General features: G+C 67.0%; 15 protein-coding genes and 2 tRNA genes. 9 read left to right on the top strand and 8 right to left on the bottom strand.

Translation table 11 applies throughout. From position 1 onward, the window contains the following. The first annotated feature begins 37 nt into the window (after positions 1–37). On the top strand, positions 38–676 hold the full coding sequence (locus HZA32_16380) for a DUF2306 domain-containing protein (GenBank protein ID MBI5425657.1): 639 nt from the start codon (positions 38–40) through the stop codon (positions 674–676). Here HZA32_16380 and HZA32_16385 read toward each other — a convergent pair. After that, on the bottom strand, positions 673–1,314 hold the full coding sequence (locus HZA32_16385) for a TetR/AcrR family transcriptional regulator (GenBank protein ID MBI5425658.1): 642 nt from the start codon (positions 1,312–1,314) through the stop codon (positions 673–675). The two genes, HZA32_16380 and HZA32_16385, sit on opposite strands and share 4 nt — an antisense overlap. Positions 1,315–1,395: 81 nt before the next feature. Between HZA32_16385 and HZA32_16390 the strand changes: the two genes are divergently transcribed. Further along, positions 1,396–2,019, top strand: coding sequence for a hypothetical protein (locus HZA32_16390; GenBank protein MBI5425659.1), 624 nt, complete (start codon positions 1,396–1,398; stop codon positions 2,017–2,019). On the opposite strand, the gene HZA32_16395 is transcribed toward HZA32_16390, so the two are convergent. The 4 genes from HZA32_16395 to HZA32_16410 all read right to left on the bottom strand — a co-directional run bounded on the left by HZA32_16395 (position 1,991) and on the right by HZA32_16410 (position 6,072). Further along, on the bottom strand, positions 1,991–3,163 hold the full coding sequence (locus HZA32_16395) for a hypothetical protein (protein MBI5425660.1): 1,173 nt from the start codon (positions 3,161–3,163) through the stop codon (positions 1,991–1,993). The two genes, HZA32_16390 and HZA32_16395, sit on opposite strands and share 29 nt — an antisense overlap. A gap of 143 nt (positions 3,164–3,306) precedes the next feature. After that, positions 3,307–3,897 (bottom strand): YihA family ribosome biogenesis GTP-binding protein, encoded by a 591-nt coding sequence (locus tag HZA32_16400; GenBank protein ID MBI5425661.1) that lies wholly within the window; start codon positions 3,895–3,897, stop codon positions 3,307–3,309. Positions 3,898–4,022: 125 nt separating this feature from the next. Beyond that, entirely contained in the window at positions 4,023–5,357 is a 1,335-nt protein-coding gene (locus HZA32_16405) for a hypothetical protein (protein MBI5425662.1), read from the bottom strand. Between the two features lie 172 nt (positions 5,358–5,529). Beyond that, entirely contained in the window at positions 5,530–6,072 is a 543-nt protein-coding gene (locus HZA32_16410) for a YkgJ family cysteine cluster protein (GenBank protein ID MBI5425663.1), read from the bottom strand. 157 nt (positions 6,073–6,229) lie between these two features. On the opposite strand from HZA32_16410, the gene HZA32_16415 reads away from it, so the two are divergent. Further along, positions 6,230–6,463 carry a hypothetical protein gene (locus tag HZA32_16415; GenBank protein ID MBI5425664.1) on the top strand — a complete coding sequence of 78 codons (234 nt, stop codon included), beginning with the start codon at positions 6,230–6,232 and terminating at the stop codon, positions 6,461–6,463. Positions 6,464–6,541: 78 nt separating this feature from the next. After that, the gene (locus HZA32_16420; protein MBI5425665.1) at positions 6,542–6,883 is read left to right on the top strand and encodes a hypothetical protein; all 342 of its coding nucleotides are present in this window, start codon (positions 6,542–6,544) and stop codon (positions 6,881–6,883) included. Between the two features lie 45 nt (positions 6,884–6,928). Here the strand turns inward: HZA32_16420 and HZA32_16425 are convergent, their stop codons facing one another. The 3 genes from HZA32_16425 to HZA32_16435 form a co-directional block, all read right to left on the bottom strand. Next, entirely contained in the window at positions 6,929–7,681 is a 753-nt protein-coding gene (locus tag HZA32_16425) for a hypothetical protein (GenBank protein MBI5425666.1), read from the bottom strand. 141 nt (positions 7,682–7,822) lie between these two features. Further along, a complete protein-coding gene (locus HZA32_16430; GenBank protein ID MBI5425667.1) occupies positions 7,823–8,629 on the bottom strand; it encodes an inositol monophosphatase in 807 nt (268 codons plus the stop codon). A 72-nt stretch (positions 8,630–8,701) separates the two neighbouring features. Next, a complete protein-coding gene (locus tag HZA32_16435; protein MBI5425668.1) occupies positions 8,702–9,364 on the bottom strand; it encodes a hypothetical protein in 663 nt (220 codons plus the stop codon). 144 nt (positions 9,365–9,508) lie between these two features. Between HZA32_16435 and HZA32_16440 the strand changes: the two genes are divergently transcribed. The 5 genes from HZA32_16440 (at position 9,509) to HZA32_16460 (ending at position 19,216) form a co-directional block, all read left to right on the top strand. Continuing rightward, a tRNA-Arg gene (locus tag HZA32_16440) sits at positions 9,509–9,585 on the top strand. Between the two features lie 96 nt (positions 9,586–9,681). After that, positions 9,682–9,758: transfer RNA gene (locus HZA32_16445), tRNA-Pro, on the top strand. A gap of 212 nt (positions 9,759–9,970) precedes the next feature. Beyond that, positions 9,971–12,088: a hypothetical protein gene (locus tag HZA32_16450; protein MBI5425669.1), complete on the top strand. Its 2,118-nt coding sequence runs from the start codon at positions 9,971–9,973 to the stop codon at positions 12,086–12,088. Then, complete coding sequence (locus tag HZA32_16455) at positions 12,085–12,732, top strand: response regulator transcription factor (GenBank protein ID MBI5425670.1); 648 nt, start codon at positions 12,085–12,087, stop codon at positions 12,730–12,732. Before HZA32_16450 ends, HZA32_16455 begins: the two co-directional genes overlap by 4 nt. 373 nt (positions 12,733–13,105) lie before the next feature. Further along, entirely contained in the window at positions 13,106–19,216 is a 6,111-nt protein-coding gene (locus HZA32_16460) for a putative Ig domain-containing protein (GenBank protein MBI5425671.1), read from the top strand. Positions 19,217–19,262: the final 46 nt, after the last annotated feature.

Here is a 19,262-nt window from a genome sequence, read left to right on the forward strand (position 1 = left end):
CCGTTGCGGAGGCGGGCTCACGCGGGAGATTCGCGCGATGCAGCGAAACCATAGAAGCGGTTGGGGCGTGACGGCGGGATTGTGGGCGTTGAGCCTCATTCCGGTGGCGGCGGGCATCGCGCGCGTCGTGAGTGTTGCCCGGCCGACCGGCGACGCGCCCGACAGCGCGCGATTCCTGGCGTCGCCCACGCCGGTGGTCATCCACGTCGTGGCGTCGATCGTTTACTGCCTCGTGGGCGCGCTCCAGTTCAATCCCAGCTTCCGGAACCGACACCTCGCGCTGCACCGCGCGTGGGGGCGGCCGGTGATGATCGCAGGATTCCTCGCGGCGCTCTCCGGGCTGTGGATGACGGCGTTCTACGTCATTCCGGCGCCGCTGCAGGGCTCGTTGCTTGTCGCAGTCCGCCTGCTGGTCGGCGTCGGCATGACGGCGGCGTTGTGGCTCTCGTGGCGCGCGGTCCTGCAACGCGACCTGCCCGCGCACCGCGACTGGGCCGTGCGGGCCTACGCGCTCGGTCAAGGCGCCGGCACGCAGGTGCTCATTCTATTGCCGCCCACCCTCGCCTTCGGGCCCATGCTGGGCCTGCGGCGCGATTTGCTGATGACGCTCGCCTGGTGCATCAACGTCGCGGTCGCCGAACTGATCGTGCGCCGCAGCCGGCGGGCCACAACCTAACGCTTCGCGCGGCGCGGCTTCGGCTTCGCGTCCGGCAGCAGCGCGAAGAACTGGTCTAGGATCCGCAGGCAGTAGTCGAGCGTCTCGCGAGGCGAGACCGACCACTCCTCCAAATGGCGATCCACCGCCATGCGCGCGAGGCCGTAGACCTGCGCGCGAAACACGAGCCGGCCCGGCGCGAGCATGAAATCCGGCCGGCTCCCGTAGCGCGCGATCAGCCGGCGGTCGAGTTGCTCCATGACCGACTCGCTCTGGGCCAGCAACGCCGGCGCCTGGGCCAGGTTGAAGAGCGAGCGATCCGAAACGACGATGAACTGCGCGGGATTGCCGATCGCCCAGCGCAGGTAACCGACACCCATCGCGTGCAGCTGCCGCTCCGGCTCCGCCGCCTCGACCTCACGCGCCACCGCCGCGACGAAATCGTGCATGCCCAGCTCCGCCACGGCCGATAGCAGCGCCGCCTTGCTCTCGAAATGCCGGAACGGCGCCGCCGAGGACACGCCGATGCGGCGCGCGACATCGCGCAGCGACCAGCCGTTCACGCCCTGCTCGACCACGAGCGCGAGCGTGGCGTCCAGCAAGGCCTGGCGCAGGCTTCCATGGTGATAGGTTTTCCGCGGGCGGCGGGTTCGAGGCATCCCGCAGCGAAAGAAAAATCCCGGCCGAAGACAAATAACGTTTGCCGTCGTCGCCTCCGCCAATGTTATCGCCGCTTACATATGACCGCCCGCCCACGCTCCCGCGGACTTCTCCTCTGGCTTTTCGCCACGCTCGCCATCCTCGCCGCCGTCGCGACGGTGCTCCACGCCGACCCGACGAGCGAGGTGGCCGTGCGCCGCGCCGTGCGGCTGACGGCCCGCACCTCGCTCGGGTTGTTTGCCCTGACCTTCGCAGCCCGCGCGTTGGCCGGACTCTGGCCGTGCGCCGCCACGGAGTTCCTGCGCCGGCATCGCCGGCATCTCGGGCTGGCGTTCGCGACGTCCCACCTGATCCACGCCGCGCTGTTCATCCGGCTCGGCACGTTGTCGCCCGAACTCGGCCGCGAGGTCTTCGCGCCGCAGATGCTGATCGCGGGCGGCAGCGGATACCTCTTCATCGCCCTGCTCGCCGCCACGTCAAACGACGCGGCCCAGCGCTGGCTCGGTGCGGAGCGGTGGCGGCGGCTGCATACCGTCGGCGCCTATTGGTTGTGGGTGGTGTTCGTCCTGAGCGGCGCCAAGCGCCTCTCCGGCGGGCCGATCTACGCCGTGATGCTCGCCGTGCTGGTCGGCGCGCTCGCGCTGCGCGTGCTGGAGCGATCGCGCGCGGCGCGCGCTACCGCGACGCCGCGCTCCGGTAGGTGACGCGGTCGGCGACGCCGCCGGTGACGGACTCGGCTTGCTCGAGCTGGCGGCGGGCGTCCGCGTCATCGCGCAGCCAGGCGTCGAAGAAAAGCAGCTCCCACGTGCGGACGTCGCGTTGTGCGGTGTCCGTCAGGAGGTGCGCCTCGTCGTCGAGACGGACGGCGAGCGTCGGCCCGCCGAGCGCGCGGACGCCGGCTTCGACGCCAGCGGGCGGGACGTTAGAATCCTTGCCGCCGTAGATCGCGAGGAATGGCCGGCGCACGCCGCGCAGGCCGGAGTGATCCTCGCCGAAGAACCAAGCGTCGAACTTGAAGGGCCAGAAACCGAAGCTGCCGCCCATGAAGGGCACCACGCCCACCGCGGCCTTCACGCGCGGATCGGCGAGGCCGGGCACGCGACCGGCGGGGTCGATGCCGCCGAGCGCGGCGAGGATGGTGTGTCCGCCGGCGCTCTCGCCGGTGGCCCCGATGCGAGTGGAATCGATCGCGGGACCGAAGTCAGGATCGCGCAACAGATGGTCGAGCGCCGCGCGCACGGCGCGGCCGCGGAGCGCGAGATTGGCGGCGAACTGATCGCTGCGTCCGTCGCCGTGAAAGAGGTCGACGACGATGTAGCCGTGCGCGGCCAGTTGCTTGAGGTGGAAGAGATGCCAGAGCCCGTGCGTGTTGTAGCCGCCGGTGAGAACGATGAGCGGGTATTTCGCGGCGGGATCGGCCAGCAGGGGTTTCTCGCCCGGCCGCTGCATGTGCGTGAAGGTGCGGTCGCCAGTCTCGGTGTAGGGGAAGACGTAGTCGGGCCGCGGATTGTCGCGCGTGGTGGGATAGACAACGAGCAATACGAGCGGCACGCGCGTCCCGGCGAAGGCACCGTAGCTCTTCGCGTCGGCGGGCACGTCGATCTGCACGGTCGGGACGGCGTCGGGATGGACGAGGATGTCGGTCAGATACGACGTGCCTTTGCCGCTGCGCGCGCCGTTGAGGAAGGCGAACATGGCCTTCGCGTCGGCCTGCGGGCGAACTTCGAGTTGCGTGGTGGCGACCGGGAAAGGTCCCGGCCCGGCCGGAGCGATCGCGGCGCCGCGCCCGACGGCGCCGCCGAGCAAGATCAACCCAAGGGAGAAAATCCGGCGGCAGGGGAAGCGCATGCGCGCACTGTGCCGCTCCGCGACGGCAGCTCAAGCCCCGCCCCTGTCAAATGGCATCGCGGAACGAAAAGCGGATGCCCTCGCCCACGGCGCCACGCGAAACACCGATCCGCGCCTCGGCGCATTCCGAGGGCGCGTCCGCTTTATTCCAGCTGCGCGGCGATGTGCGCGAGCAAGTCGCCGCGGCCGTCCTTCGTTTTCGAGGAAGTGATGAAGATCGCCGGCTCGGCGGGCTGGTCGCGCAACACGGTTTGGCGGAAGCGCTCGATCGCGCCTTGCGTGGCGGATTTCGACTGCTTGTCCGCCTTCGTGAAGATGAGCGAGAAAGGCACGCGCTCGTCGCCCAGCCACCCGAGGAAATCGATGTCGATGCCCTGCGGCGGCAGGCGCGAGTCGATCAGCACGTAGGTGTGGCGGAGGCTTTCGCGGCGCGTGAGGAACTCCGCGACCGCTTCGTTGAAGGCGGCGCGCTCCTGCTTCGAAACGTGCGCGTAGCCGTAGCCGGGCAAATCGACGAGGCGCCAGCTGGCGTTGAAGGTAAAGAAATTCATCAGGCGCGTCTTGCCCGGCAGGTCGGACACCTTCGCAAGGTCGCGCTTCTCGGCGAGCAGGTTGATGAGCGAGGATTTGCCGACATTGGAGCGGCCGATGAAGGCGAACTCCGGCAGCGGCAGGCGCGGACAGGCGGGGAGGTTCGGTGCGCTGAGTTCGAAGGTGGCCGATTTGATTTTCATGGAGACGGCACGCATTGGGACGCACCGCGCGCGAATAAGCGAACTTAACCGCCGGGGCCGGCGGCAGCCACGCTCGCAGCGGGCGCGCGGGCGCTCCGCCCCACCCCGCCGCTCGCTTGTCACGGTCACTTCTTCTTCGCTTCGACGGCCGGGTGCGGAAACGTCTGGCGGTAGCGCACGCGGCGCTCCTCGGCGGCGGTGACGACGCCGTGCTCGTCGAGCTTGAACTCCACCGTCAGTTTTCCGTCTGTGGAGACGAAGAGTCGCTCGCCGGCGGGATACAACCGTGTCGCTTTGCCCGCGCGGTATTGCCACAGCCAGGCCTCGTTTTCGTAGAGCAGCGCGCGACTCGGCTTCGCCTGTTTTTCCTTCCGCTCCTTCTCCAACTTCCCGTAGTCGCCGACGAAGCGCGCGTAGGCCGCCGCATCGAACGTCGCCAACCGGGCCGGGACCACGAAGGGATCCTTCGCGTATTCGGCGTTCTTCGTTTTCTGCTTCTCGATCGCGGCCATGATGCGCTCGTGCGTCTGCTCCGCGCCGTCGTTGAATTTGAAATCCGGCATCAGCACCTGCACGTAGGCGCCCGTGAGCGCCTTGATGTCGTCCTTGCTCCAGCCGCTGCGGGCCTGGAGCACCGTCATGTAGAGCATGCCTTTGCGGAAACCCTCGACCGACTTCCGGATGGCGGGCTTGAACACAACCATCGCGCTGCGGATGGCCGCGCGTTTGAGCAGACCCATCTTTTCGTGCTTCATGACCTCCGTCACGATCTGATCGATGACAGGATCGAAGGCGTTGCGCGGCGGCAGGTAGAACACCCAGTCGTATTTCGCGAAAAGGCTGCTCTCGAGATCGGCGATGGTGAGCGTGCTCATCCGCGCGGCGAGCCGCGCCTCGTCGAACTTCTCGTCCCAGGCCAGCTGGTAGAGCTTGGCGGCGACGCCCTCCAGCGGCACCGGGAGCGCCGGGACAATCTGGTCGAACGTGATGTTCGGGCCTTCGCGTTCCGCGTCGCGGCTCTTCTCGTCGAGGTTCAGCGTCGACTTCCACGTCGTGAGCTTCGCGTCGAGTCCGCGCGCCAGCTCGGCCACGCCGGGCTGGAGCTGGCCGGCATCGGCCATCGCGAGGAATTTCCGCATCATCACGACGGGATGCGGCTCACCTTCGCGGCCCACGATGACCAGGCCGGCGCCGGTGGACTTGTTGTCCATCGTCTCGAACGCGACCTTGACGACCTCCTCGGCAAACTCCGTGGCGTAGCGCCGGTCGGACTTCGTGCGCGCGTGGATCGAGATGGCGATTTTCTCGCCGCGCACGACGAACGGCGCGAGTTGCACGTTCCGGCCAAAATCCTCGGCCGTGGCGGCATCGACCGCGGTCGAGCTTGGCGGCGGGGCGGCGGCGAAGACAAACACCGCCAGGCTGCCGGCGGAGAAAAGACGGATCAGGGGACGAATCACGGGGCGCTGGGGACGAAGTTACTGAATCTGTGTCCGGTCTTCCGGAATGAAGTTCCGGAAATCCAGCGAAAGCACACGCAACCGGAGTGGAAGTTGCGCGCGGCGGACAATTCGCCGCGACCTCGTTTACGTGGCGCGATCAACCCGCGCTCCCGCGTCCGCCGCGCGGCGCTCACTCGGTCAGACTCGTCTTCTCCGGGCGGGTGTAGAAGCGCTCGTGCGCGAGAAGTTTGAGGCGATGAATCGTGAGGCTCAGGTCGGCGAACCGCGCGAGGGCCTCGGCGTCGGACGGATCGGCGCGCAAGCGGTCATCCATGCGATGGAAGCGTTCGCCGAGCGAGCGGTGTTGCTCCGTGTCGCCCAGCCGCTGCAGCAGGCGTCGCGCGCGATCGGCGAGCCGGCGGGTCTTGGCGACGAGGCGCAACGCGGTCCCAAGTTCGACTTCGCCCGCGCGGGTTTGCTTGAAGAGCTTGCACTCGAAGCTGCGGCACTGCCCGGGGCGATTCGCGTAGAGCCGGCAACTGCGATCCTCGCACAAGGCCGCGCAGGGTTGCGAGAAACGGGAGATCGGTATGCGCCCGCGGTAGGTCGTGACCGGCAAACCCAGCGCGTTCAGTTTCCTGGCGCTGTCTCCGCGCTCGAGTTGCACGCCGTCGAAGAGCGTGCCATCGCAGCACAGCCCGCAGGCGAGGCAAAGTTGTTCGGTCGGAGTCACGCCGCAGCTTCCCGCAACGACGGCGCCCGGCGCAAGCCCGCGCGCAAGAAACCCGCGGAAGGCAAAGCGCCCGCGTCGTTGTCACGAAAGTGTGACCGCCTCGAGGGGCGATGCCGCTTGCCAGTGCGGGCGCGCGTGGGTTTTCCGTGGCCCGCAAATGGTCACAGCCATCGGCAACATCAGCGGCGTTTCCCGTCAGCGGGCGATCTACGAGCGCTATTTTCTCCCGGAGTTCCGCCCGGCGCCGCCGGCACGGATTCCGGAAATGTCGGCCGACGAACGCAGCCGCGTGCGCATGGCGGTCCGCGCGCACGGCGCGTTGCTGCGCGTCGCCGCCGAGATCGCGGGACGTGAGGCGGCGGGGGCGGCATCGTTCGGCGCGGCGCGCTGAGATTGCGATCGTGCGCGCGCGTGGGGGTGAAGCGGACGCGGCGTTGACGCGCGGGCGCCTTCGGTGAAGCATGCCGGCATGCAAGCCCGTCGCGTGTTCGCCCTGCTCGCCGCCGCGCTGATGATCGTCGCCGCCGGTTGCGCCTCCCAGAAATCGAGTCAAGCGAAGCCCCGTTTCCGCGACGCACCCGGGAGCTTCACCGATCTTACGGCGCGCAGCGCCTACGTCGACGAGCGCGTCAAGGATCTCACGGCCACCGGCATGAGCCGCGAAGCCGCCGTCGCCCGCGCCTCACGCGAGTGGTTTGCCCGCGCACCCGCCGTGACGCAGCAGCCGACCGCCTACGAACTCGAACGCCGCAAAGCCCAGGCGGACCTCGACAATTATCTCGCTGACTACCGAAGCTCGTCGCGGCGCTAAGACGGCGTAAATGCCGGGCGCGGCGGCCCGGCTCAGCCCGTTGGTTCAGCTCGCGGAGACCAGCGCCAGCAAAGCGTTCCAGCGTTCACCGCTGGGGTCCTCGTCACTCGGGAAATGCACCTCGCGCCGCGTCGTCATCCGCTCGCGACCGTCCGCACTGTCCCAATAACGCACCGTCCGCGAAACCTCGACGTTCGTCGACCCGTGCTTCGGATCGCCCGTAACCTCGAGCGTCTGGGCGCTCACGCCGAAGCCAGCGAAACTGCCCTCGAACCGGTGGGCGAAAGCCTGCGTGACTTCCGTCGCCGCGTCCTTGCCGAGACCCCGCTCGAGGTCGGCCAGAAATTGCCGACGGAGCTCGTCGCCGGCCGCCGCGTAGGCCGGGATGTCGATGCGGTAGCGACCCGGCGCGACCGAGGTCGCGGTCGCGATGGTCGCCTCGTAATTGTGTCGCACCGCCTGCGCCTGCACGACCGCGGCCGCGAACGCCTGCCATTGCTTGGTCGTCAGATCGAGGTCGAGATTCATGTCCGTCGCGGCGAGCTGCAGCTCGATCAGGGTGGAAAACTGCGCGCCTTCGCCCGCCGGCAGCTGCTCGACGACCCGCGCCGCGCCCGAACCGACCGCCGCCGGGGCATCGGCCACCGTTTCCGGCGTCTCGAAAGCCACCACCTTGTCCGCGGGCAGCGAGGCCCGCATGGCGATCGAGGGATGCGCCTCGCGAGCCGCTGACGCCCCCTGTCGTGACCAGATCGCCAGCCCGAGCAGCCCGACGCCGCCCAAGGCGGCGATGATCAAGAGCTGACGTTGAAAGGACTTACGCACGACGCGCCCAAGGAACAGCATCCCCGCCGCGCCCGCGACAAAATTTTCGCAGAATTTCCTAAAGTTTTCCCGACTTCGGCCGACACGCCCGGCGCCGCCGTCATCCCCCGCGGTTCAGCGGACCGACGCGAGCACATCCAGCATCGCGCCGTGGATGAGTCCGTTGCTCGCGACGTAGCGCCCGCGGTCGACCCGCTGGGGATTCGGTTCGCCGTCGTAGTTGGTCACCGTGCCGCCCGCTTCCGCCACGAGCAGCACGCCCGCCATCGTGTCCCAAGGATTCAGGTAGTTCTCCCAATAGCCGTCGAGACGCCCGGCGGCGACGTAGGCGAGGTCGAGCGCGGCGGAGCCGAGCCGGCGCTCGCCGCGGATATGCTTCAGGAACGCCGCCCACTCGCGCTCGTTGTTGGCCGGGTTGGTGTGCTTGTCGTAAGGGAAACCGGTGGAAAGCACCGCGTCGTTCAGCGCCTCGATCGTCGTCACGCGCAACGGCCCGCCGTTGAGGTGCGCGCCACCGCCACGCGTGGCGGTGAAAAGCTCATCGCGCGTCGGATCGTAGATCACGCCCAGCAGTGGCTGCCGGTCGGGCGTCGTGAGCGCGATGCTGGTGCAGAAATGCGGGAGCTTCGCCGCGAAATTCACCGTGCCGTCGATCGGATCGACGAACCAGTGGAACGGCGCCGTGGCCGCCGGCGCGCCCTGCCCGCCGCCTTCCTCGCCGACGATGTGATGCGTCGGAAATCTCGCCAGCAATTCGCGCACGATGAACGCCTCGGCCTCGGTGTCGGCGGCCGTGACGACGTCGGAGCGCGTCGACTTGCGCGCCGAGATCGGGATCGGCGCGGCGAAGTGCCGGCGGATGATCTCGCCCGCCCCGCGGGCGATGGCAGCGACTTCGGGAAGGAGTTCGGCCGGTTGCATGGCTCCACGCTCAACCCTTGCGGGTTCGAGGTCACCACGAAACGCCGCGGGCAAAAAACTCAGCGCGGCGTCTCATTTCGGCCGTGTGGTCATCAACTGCAGGTAGAGTTCGCGCAGTTCCTTGAGCGCCTTTTCGTCCTCTCCGGCGACGGCCCCGAGTTGAATCGCGTCCGCAACTTGGGCGGCGCCGCGCGCGAATTGCTCACGCCGCTCCGCGTCCGAAGCGCGAGCGTCGGCGGAATTCGGGAGGGCCGTGCCGAGGGACAACTTGTTCAGCGAGCGGTCGAGCGCGGAGAGGTGTTTCCGTTGCAGGCGCGCCCGGCGCTCGTCCGGAGTGATATAGGGATCGGCGGTTTCCTCGCCCGGACGCAGCGCTTCGGGCGCCACGATCCGCGGCAAGCGCACGATGGGCTGCTCGCGACGTCCATGCACGATGAACGGCTGAAGTTGCACGACCGGCGCATCGGCCGCGGGAGTCGGCGGCGGCGGGGGAACGACCGGGGCGGCTGGCAACGGCGGGGCCGGATTCTTCAGCACGGGAGAGCGATCGCCGGAGTTTTGCTTGGCTTCCTGGCCTCGCTCGGCGCTCGCACGTTGCGCCGGATCGTAGCGCGGCAGCGCATCGCGGATCGCCTGCGCGACCTTCTCGCTCGCGCGGCCCGCAAGCGCGGCCACGGGCAGGCACGTCGCGGCCGCCGTGAGCCACCAAATCAGCAATCGGGGTAATGCGCGCATCATTTGGCCCACCGTTGCGACCGGTCCGGCTCGGGGCGGTTCCGGGCTGTCGATCGACGCCGACTTCGCGCCAGCGCGCCGCCGACGAGGAATCTCGCCGCGCTGGACAAGCGCCTCCGGCCTGCGCAAAGTGCCACGACGGTTGTCCCCGTAGCTCAGCTGGATAGAGCAGCGGTTTTCTAAACCGCTGGTCGCGTGTTCGAGTCACGCCGGGGACGCCATGTTTCGTTCGGGAGAGTGGCCGGGAATCGTCCCCTGAAAATAATGACTTGCCTCGTCCGAGGCCGTGGGGCTTCTTCACCCTTCCGATGAACAATCGGGCTGTAGCGTAGCCTGGTAGCGCGCTTGCATGGGGTGCAAGAGGTCGTGAGTTCGAATCTCACCAGCCCGACCATTTCGATTTCCAGGAGAGTTTCCTGTGTGGCCGCATCCCTCTTTCGAGGGGGGCAAAGAAGCCTTGGAAAGGCGCGCGGCGGACGATTCGCTCGGGGCATCGACCCCGTCGTTAACCCCTTTCGCCCCTTCCGTCGCGTCGCGCTTGCGCTGCTGTTGGGCGCGGGCGTGTTGCTCGCGGACGCCCGGGCCGAGGTCTCCCCGCCTCCCCCGTTGCGCTCCGCTGCCGAGGTGCTCGCGCTCTCGCCCGAGGCCGCGGCGATCGAGCTCCCGGTCGCCGTTCGCGGCGTTGTCACCGCCGCCGAACCGGATTGGAACGGCAAATTCATCGTCCAGGACGCAAGCGGCGGCGTGTTCATCAGCCATGTCGGCGTGTCACCCGCGGTCGGCGAAGTCATCGAAGTGACCGGCTTCAGCCGCCCCGGTGCGTTTGCTCCGGTCGTGCGCGCCGTGAAGCTGACCAAGGGCGGCCTCGCCTCGTTGCCTCAGGCGCGCCAGGTCAGCGTCGAGCGCCTCCTCGCCGGCGTCGAGGACGGGCAGCGCGTCGAAATCTCCGGTCTCGTGCGCGCCGTGGGCGTGACCTCCACCCGCAAACTCCAGGTCGAACTCTCCGTCGGCGCGTATCGCGTCCGCGTCTTTCCGAAGCTCCCGCCGCAAGTCGACCCGCAGTCGCTCATCGCCGCGAAGGTTCGCGTGCGCGGCACGGTGACGATGGCCTTCAACGCCGCGATCCACCAGCTGACGGCCGTCAACCTGTTCGTGCCGACCGCTGAGGATTTTCTCGTCGAACAGGCGGAGACGCACCCGCCCTTCGGTCAACCGGCCGTCGCGATCCGCGACATCGCGCGCTACCGCGCCGACGCGAGCCTGAGCGAACGCATCCACGTGCGCGGCGCCGTGACGCTGCAGCGGATCGGCCTCGATCTCTTCGTGCAGGACGGCACCGGCGCGCTGCACATCCAGACCAGCCAGCCACAGCAGCTCCAACCCGGACGCATCGTCGAGGCCGTGGGCTTCGTGGAGTTCGTCGACTACCAGCCAGTGTTGAAGGACGCCGTGCTGCGTCCCGTCGACGGCAACGAGCCGCCGCTCGCCGCGCGCGAGATTCCGTTCGAGGAATTGCGCAACGGCCTGCATCCGGCCGAGTTCATCCTCCTGCGCGGCCGCTTGCTCGCGCGGAGCGTGCGCCCGGTCCAGCGCGAGGCCGGGCCGTTTTCCGGCGTCCGCGTCGTCTGCACGATCCAGAACGCCGACGCGACCTTCACCGCCGAATGCGAGACCCCGCAGGAATCCTCCGTGCTCACGCTCGTGCCGCTCGGCGCCACAGTCGAACTCGCGGGCGTCGCGAAATACGACACTGGCGACGACGGCAGGATGCGCTCGCTCAATCTCCTCCTGCCCAATCCCGGCAGCGTTCGCGTGCTGGATTACCCGAGCTGGTTCACGGCGGAACGGATGATCGTCGGCTTCATCATCATTTCCGTGGTCCTCGCCGGCGTCGTCGCGTGGCTGCTCACCATCGCGAAGAAAAACGCCATGCTCAGCGCCGCCATCGCCGAACGCGAAAAAGCCCAACACGAACTGCAGGCCGCGCACGACCAGCTGGAGCAGCGCGTGCAGGAACGCACCGAGCAGCTCCAGCACGAGATGGGCGCGCGCAAGGCCGCCGAGGTGGAATTCCGCGCCGTGCTCACGGAGCGCACGCGCCTCGCGCAGGAGCTGCACGACGGCCTCGAGCAGACGCTCACCGGCATCGCCCTCCAACTCGACACCGCCGCGCGCCTCTTCGCCACCAAGCCCGCCGAGGCGCGCGCGCCGCTCGAACTCGCGCGCGATTTCCTCCGCCAAAGCCAGCTCGAGCTGCGCCAGTCGCTTTGGGCGCTGCGCTCGCGCGAACTCGACCAATTCGACCTCGCCGAAGCCATCGCCATCACCTGCCGCCAAGTCGCCGCCGGCAGCGCCGTCACCGTGGAGTGCGAGACGCTCGGCGAGCGCCAGCGCCTGCCCGAAATCGTCGAGGAGAATCTGCTCCGCATCACGCAGGAGGCGCTGACCAACGTCATCAAGCACTCCGGCGCCACGCTCGCGCTCGTGCGCCTCACCTTCACGCCGGACCAGGTCACGCTCTCGATCAAGGACAACGGCAGCGGTCTCGCGCCCAACCGCGTCGCCGCCCACGGCGACCGCCACTTCGGCCTGCTCGGCATGAGCGAGCGCGCGAAGCGCTTCGGCGGCCGCCTCGATATTTCCGGCCCGCTCGGCGAAGGCACCACCGTGCAGGTCACCCTTAAACTTTCCGCCGCGACCCCGCGCGACGCCGCCGTGCTATGAGCACCACCGCCACCACCGAAGTCCGAATCCTCGTCGCCGACGACCATTTCATTGTCCGCATGGGACTCGTCGCGCTCATCAACACGGAGCCCGGCCTCCGCGTCGTCGCCGAGGCCGACGACGGCGACAAAGTCGTCGCGCTCTACGAACAGCTTCGGCCCGAGCTCGTGCTAATGGACGTGCGCATGCCCGGCCGCAGCGGCCACGAGGCCCTGCGCCAGATCCGTCGCGGCGCGCCCGACGCACGCGTGCTCATGCTCTCGGCCTTCGACGGCGACGAGGAGATCCACACCGCCCTCGAAGCCGGCGCGCAGGGCTACGTGCTCAAGAGCGCAACCGACAAGGAACTCATCCCCGCCATCCACGCCGTCGCCGCCGGCAAGCGCTGGATCCCGCGCGACGTCGCCTCGCGCTTGAAGTCGCGCCAGCTCTACGAACAGCTCACGCCGCGCGAGATTGATGTGCTCAACGCCCTCGCCCGCGGCCTCGCCAACAAGGAGATCGCCGACCGTCTCGGCATCAGCGAATACACGACGAAGGATCACCTGAAGAGCATCCTCGCGAAACTCCGCGTCGCCGACCGCACGCAGGCCGTCACGGCTGCGCTCCAGCGCGGCATCATTCACCTCTGCCCCCCGGGCTGAAACCTTAGCCGGCCATAGTAGTAAATCCGATGGTTGACGGACTAGCGCGCGGGCGGTTTTTATGCCGCTCATGCGGAGAGTAAGAGCGGTTGGATCCCTCTTGGGAATAGTATGCGCGGTGGGTGCGTGGGTTTGGCTCGCACACACGCCGGTATCCCCAAAGGACGGCCCTATCGCTGCAGAAAGGCAAAACATCGCCGGCCGAACTCGATCCGCTCCTGCGGAGGCCGCGTCCGCTATGCCGGGGCCACGCATCGTCTTCGGTGCCGGAATTCCGGTGCAGGTTGAGGATGTCCCCGAGTCCACGCTGCGCCAACAATTGACGGCCCTACCCGCCCCCCTGCGCGAATTCGCGCTGAAGCGACTCTCCGGGATGCAATTTCACCGCAATGACATCGAGACCCTGCGCGTCGACGCGACCGGCATGGTCTACTACGTCTGCAAGGGCTTGACCGCAGTGCCGGAACCAGCAGCCGAACCCCACGAGGCCAAACCTCTGATCGACGGGAGTTGGGCGCCCGGCAGTTCCGCCTCGGTGGCGGAGCCCATAACAGTGCCGATCGCAAACCCACCCGCCTACAGCAGCCGGCCCGGCGCAGCCAATGTGCTTTATCTGGACTTCAACGGCCATGTTTTGACGGGCTCCGCGTGGAACAGCAGCGCGAACGTCTCCTCGTGGAACTTCCTCGCGTATGATCTGGACGGCGATTCGGCGACATTCAGCGAAGCCGAGCAATCGGCGATTTACCAGATCTGGCAGCGCGTGGCGGAGGACTTTGCGCCGTTCAACATCAACGTGACCACGGTTGAGCCAACCACTTTCGGACCCCGAACAGGTCGTGTGCTGATCACACGCAACACGGACGCAAATGGCGTCGCGGCGCCCTATAGCACGGCAGGCGGCGTAGCCTACGTCGGAGTCTTCAACTACTCGAGTTATGTCACCACCTATCAGCCCGCGTTGGTCTACTACAACAACCTTGCCGGGGGCCGTCCCGATATCGTCTCGGAAGCCGCGAGCCATGAATTCGGCCACAATTTGGGCTTGTCCCACGACGGAACATCAAGCCTCACGTATTATGGCGGCCACGGCAGCGGCGCCGTTTCCTGGGGTCCCATCATGGGCACCGGCTACAACCAAGCCGTGAGCCAATGGTCGAAAGGCGAATACTACGGGGCCAACAACACCGAGGACGATCTGGCGATCATGGCGAATTTGCTCACCTATCGCGCGGACGACGTTGGCAACACACCGGCGACGGCGACGACGGTCGTTCCACAAGGCAACGCCATTTCCCTTTCCGGGCTCATCGAACAATCCACCGACGTCGACTATTTCCGGCTGACCCTCGGGGGAGGCACCGTGAGCGTGACCGCATCGCCGTTCCGTTCCGCTCAATACACGAACGGGGGCAACCTCGACATCCGGTTGCGCCTGCTCGACGCGAACGGCACGGTGCTCGCAACCGCGAATCCAACGGACGAAACCCGGGCGACCCTGACCGCAACCGTCACCGGCGGGACCTTCTTCCTCGAAGTGGCCCCGGTTGGCGTAGGAACCCCGCTCAGCAATCCGCCAAGTGGCTACACCGTCTATGGCAGCATCGGACAGTATACCGTTACTGGCACCATACCGACGACCCCGGCGATTTCGAGTTCACTGAACGCATATGGTTACCTCGGCACCGCATTCAACTACGCGATCGTCGCTCCGGGCGCGACGACCTACAACGCTACCGGGTTGCCTCCCGGCTTGTCGGTCAATCTCGACAGCGGACGGATCTCCGGCACCCCGACGGCAACAGGAACCTTCGGCGTCACGATCGCGGCGGCCAACAGCTACGGCACAGACACCCGGATTCTAACACTCAATGTCACACCGGCCGCCCCGCCCGCTATCAGCAGCGCGTTGACCGCCAACGCCAACGCCAATGCAACATTCTCCTACGCCATCACCGCCACAAACAACCCGTCAACCTTCAACGCGGTCGGACTCCCATCTGGGCTGACCGTCAACGTCGATACGGGCGTCATTTCGGGCACACCGATCGCCACCGGCACCTACCATGTGACCATCGCTGCGGCCAACATCTTCGGGCGCGATGCACGCACCCTCACCCTCACCGTCGCACCGCACCCATCGCAGCCCGCGATCACCAGTTCGCTGACCGCCACCGCCTTGGCCGGCGCGTCCTTCTCCTACGCGATCACCGCGACCAATTCGCCGACCGCCTACAACGCCACCGGACTCCCTGCCGGACTCGCCATCAACCAAACCTCCGGCCTCATCAGTGGCGCACCGACCGCGAGCGGAACGTTTGGCGTCACCATCGCGGCGGCGAACACTTTCGGCACCGATACGCGCACCCTCGTCCTCTCCGTCGGCTTGCCGCCAATCCCCCTGATCTCCAGCCCACTCTCAGCCAGCAGCCAAGCTGGATCATTCTTCAGTTACACGATCACGGCCTCGAACTCACCGACCGCATTCAATGCGACCGGGCTGCCCGCCGCCCTTTCCGTCAACCAAACAACCGGCGTGATTTCCGGCACTCCCACGACGGCAGGCACGTTCGATATCTCCATCGCCGCCGCCAACTACGGCGGCCGCGACTCCCGCACGCTCTCGCTGACGGTTTCCCCGCAGCCCGCCCCCGTCATCTTCAGTGCCACCGCCGCCTCGGCCCAGGTCGGCGTCGCATTTTCCTATACGATCCAAGCCACCAACAGCCCAACCAGCTTCAATGCGCTGGGGCTGCCGCCCGGGCTGACGATCAACACCTCCTCCGGCAGCATCACGGGCACTCCCACCACCCCCGGCACCTTTGGCGTCACCATCGCCGCCGCCAACTACGGTGGCCGCGACTCCCGCACGCTTACGTTGAACGTCGTTCCCGCCCCGCCCCCGGTGATCACCAGCAGCCTCACGAGTTCCGCGACCACGGGCGCCTCCTATCGCTACGCGATCACCGCCACCAACCAACCGAACAGCTTTAACGCCATCGGGCTCCCCTCCGGACTCGTCGTCGACACATCGACCGGCGTCATCAGCGGCATTCCGATCTCCGTCGGATCCTTCAATGTCGAGATTGCCGCCGCAAACAGCACCGCCACTGATCGCAAGACGCTCGCGCTCACCGTCGCAGCAGGACCGCCACCGAACGACAACTTGGCCAACGCGGTTTCCCTTGGCTCCTCCCGATCAGGCAACATCGTCGGCTCCAATCTCCACGCCACTCGGGAGTCCGCTGAATCCACCCTGCCCAACGCTGCGGGCCGCACCGTCTGGTATTCTTGGTTCGCACCGACCAACGGAGCGACGCCGATCAGCCGCATGACCTTCGCGGTCTCCGGCCTCGATGCCGTTCTCGCGGTTTACACGGGGTCCGCAGCCAGCGGGCCCTACTATCTCACCGAAGTCGGCATCAACGACGACGATCCCGCAGGTGGCACGACCGATAGTCTGCTCAACTTCAACGCCGTGGCGGGCAACACCTACTACATCCTGGTCGACGGTGCCGACACGCGGGCCGGTCCATTCAACCTATCTTGGAGCGACGTCGCCACCCGCGCCCCCACCATCACCAATCAATCCGCAGTTTACCTGCCGGCCGGAATTTCCGCAAACTATCCGATCGTGGCGCTCTACAGCGCCACGGACTACGCCGCCACAGGTCTGCCGCCCGGCCTGACGATCAACTCCGCCTCCGGCGGCATTGCCGGCACGCCCACCACACCTGGCACGTTCAACGTGCAGCTCCGCGCCGGCAACACCATCGGTTGGGACACGCGCGCGGTCAGCTTCGTCATCTACGACACGACCGTCGTCCCGCCCAACGACAATTTTGCCAACGCGCAGGCGATCAACGGCGGCTTCGGCTCGCTCGTTGCCAACAACGCCCGTGCCACCGCCGAAAGCGGTGAACCCGTGCACTGGTCAGGCAACTCCCACTCGATCTGGTATCGCTGGCTCGCCCCATCAACAGGCACGGCGCTGCTGACGACCAAAGGTAGCAGCTTCGATACCACGCTGGCAGTCTACACTGGCACCGCCCTTTCGTCCCTCACGATCGTTGCCCGCAACGACGACAGCAATACCGACACGACCAGTCGCCTCACCTTTGCGGCTACGGCAGGCGTCACCTACTATGTCGCGGTCGACAGCTATTCCTCGGGGAGCTACGGCCCCGTGCAACTCAACTGGTCGGGCCTCGCCGCCATGCCTCCTGTGATCGACAGCGCGCTGACCGCCTCAATCACGCGCGACGCTCCGTTCTCCTACTCCATCACCGCCAAAAACACGCCCAACAGCTACAACGCGCTAGGCCTGCCCCCCGGGCTGTCCGTCGACACCGTCACCGGTGTCATTTCGGGCACCCCCACTGCCATCGGCGCATTCGGCGTCAGCATCGCCGCCGCCAACAACTACGGCCGCGATGCCCGCACGCTCGTGATCACCGTGGTGCGTCCCGCTCCGGTGATCACGAGCGCGCTTACTGCCTCGGCGCAGGTTGACTTGCCGTTCCGCTACGCCATCGACGCCACCAATTCCCCCAATGCCTTCAATGCCCTCGGCCTTCCGCCGGGGCTCACCGTCGACACGTCGACCGGCGTCGTCAGCGGCACGCCCAGCGCGAGTGGCGCCTTCGCCATCGCGATTGCCGCCGCCAACACCACCGGCCGCGACTCCCGCATACTTACGCTCACGGTGGCCCCCGCCGTTCCTCCGGTGATCACTAACGGCGCAACCGCGACCGGCTACTTGCGGTTCCCCTTCGAACTGGCGATCGCTGCAACCAACGGACCAACGTCTTTCAGCGCCTCGGGACTGCCCGCCGGTCTTGTGGTTGATCCGGCCACCGGCGCGATTTCCGGCGCGCCCACCGTCATGGGCACGTTTGTCGTTCAGCTGCGCGCGGCAAACAGCGCGGGCTCCGCGATGCGCGACATCACGATGACTGTCGCACGGGCTCCGCAGGATTCGCTCCTGAGCGGCAGCCAGACGGATCTCCTCTTGGAGAATCGAGTGAGCGGCGCACGCGTCATCTGGCGGATGAGCGGCACCTCGATCGTCGGCTCGGCCAACCTTCCGACTTTCACGAGTGGCTGGCATTTTGCGGGCGTCGGTGACTTCAACGCCGACGGTCGCGCCGACATCGTGCTGCAAAACACGCTCTCCGGCGAGCATGTCATCTGGCTGATGAGCGGCGCAACCATCGTCTCCTCCGTTGCGCTTCCCACCCTGCCGACCGTCTGGCAAATCGCATGTGTCGGCGATGCTGACGCGGACGACCAGCCTGATATCTTCCTCCAAAACAGCGCCACTGGTGAACGTGTAGTTTGGAAGATGGCGGGCACGGCGATCCAGTCCTCGCTCGCACTGCCCGCCCTGCCTACCATGTGGTTGATCGGTGGCGCGACCGACTTTTCGGGCGACGGCCGGGCGGATATCGTCCTCCAAAACACCGAAAGCGGCGAACGCGTCCTCTGGATCATGAATGCCGACTTCGCCATCGCCCAATCGGTGACTTTGCCGGCCGGATACGATGGCTGGCGCATCGCGGGGGTTGGACACCTGACCTCCGACGGCCGCCCAAACATCCTCCTCCAAAATGCTCTTTCCGGTGAGCGCCGGCTCTGGTCCCTCGCGAGCGACTATACGGTGGCGGCAACCGTCACGCTGCCAACTCTGCCCGCTGAGTGGTCCTTCGCCGGCCCCGCCATCAACGCAGCGCGGGGGCCGATTGCCAAGGATCTCGATCGGGACGGCTTCCCCGACATCCTCTTTTCCAATCCCACCGAGCGCTCTCGCTGGCTGGCGTCGCTCCGCGATCTCGAGTTCCACACAGTGTTCGAGTTGCCCGGCACTGCGGCGGAATGGCGAGTGTCGCACGGCGGCGACCTCAACGGTGACGGCTACAACGACCTGCTGTTCGAGAACACTGGCACGGGGGCGCGCGGGATCTGGCTGATGCGCGGCCCAACCCTTGTCAGCGCACTGAACCTGCCCACGCTTGCCCCAGGCTGGCGGTTCGAATCCACGACCGATTTGAACCACGACCGCCGCACCGACATTCTGCTCCGCAATATCAACGACGGACAGCAAGTCGTCTGGATTCTCGATGGTTGGCGCGTCCACGCCTCCGTCCCGTTGCCCACGCTTTCGGCGGATTGGCACGTGGTCGGCAGCGGCACTTTCTCCGTCGATGGCCTCGCACAATTCGTCCTCGAGAACTCCAGCACAGGGGAGCATGTGATCTGGTCGGTCAATCCCGACGGCAGCGTTGCGCGGTCCTCTCCCCTTCCGACGCTCGACCGCAGCTGGCACATCGTCGCCGTCGCAGACTACGACCAGGACGGCAACAGCGACCTCCTCGTGCATAACCCGCAGGCCGGCCACCTCATCATCTGGAGAATGAACGGCGCCTCCATCAGCCGCTCGGTGCAGCTCCCCTCAGTCTACGCGCCCAGCCAAATCGATGGCTGACCCACCTCGCGGTGAAGTTGAATGCGGCGGTCGAAACTGCCCGACC

It is taken from the genome of Opitutia bacterium (assembly GCA_016217545.1).
In the GTDB taxonomy this organism is placed as follows: Bacteria; Verrucomicrobiota; Verrucomicrobiia; order Opitutales; family Opitutaceae; genus Didemnitutus.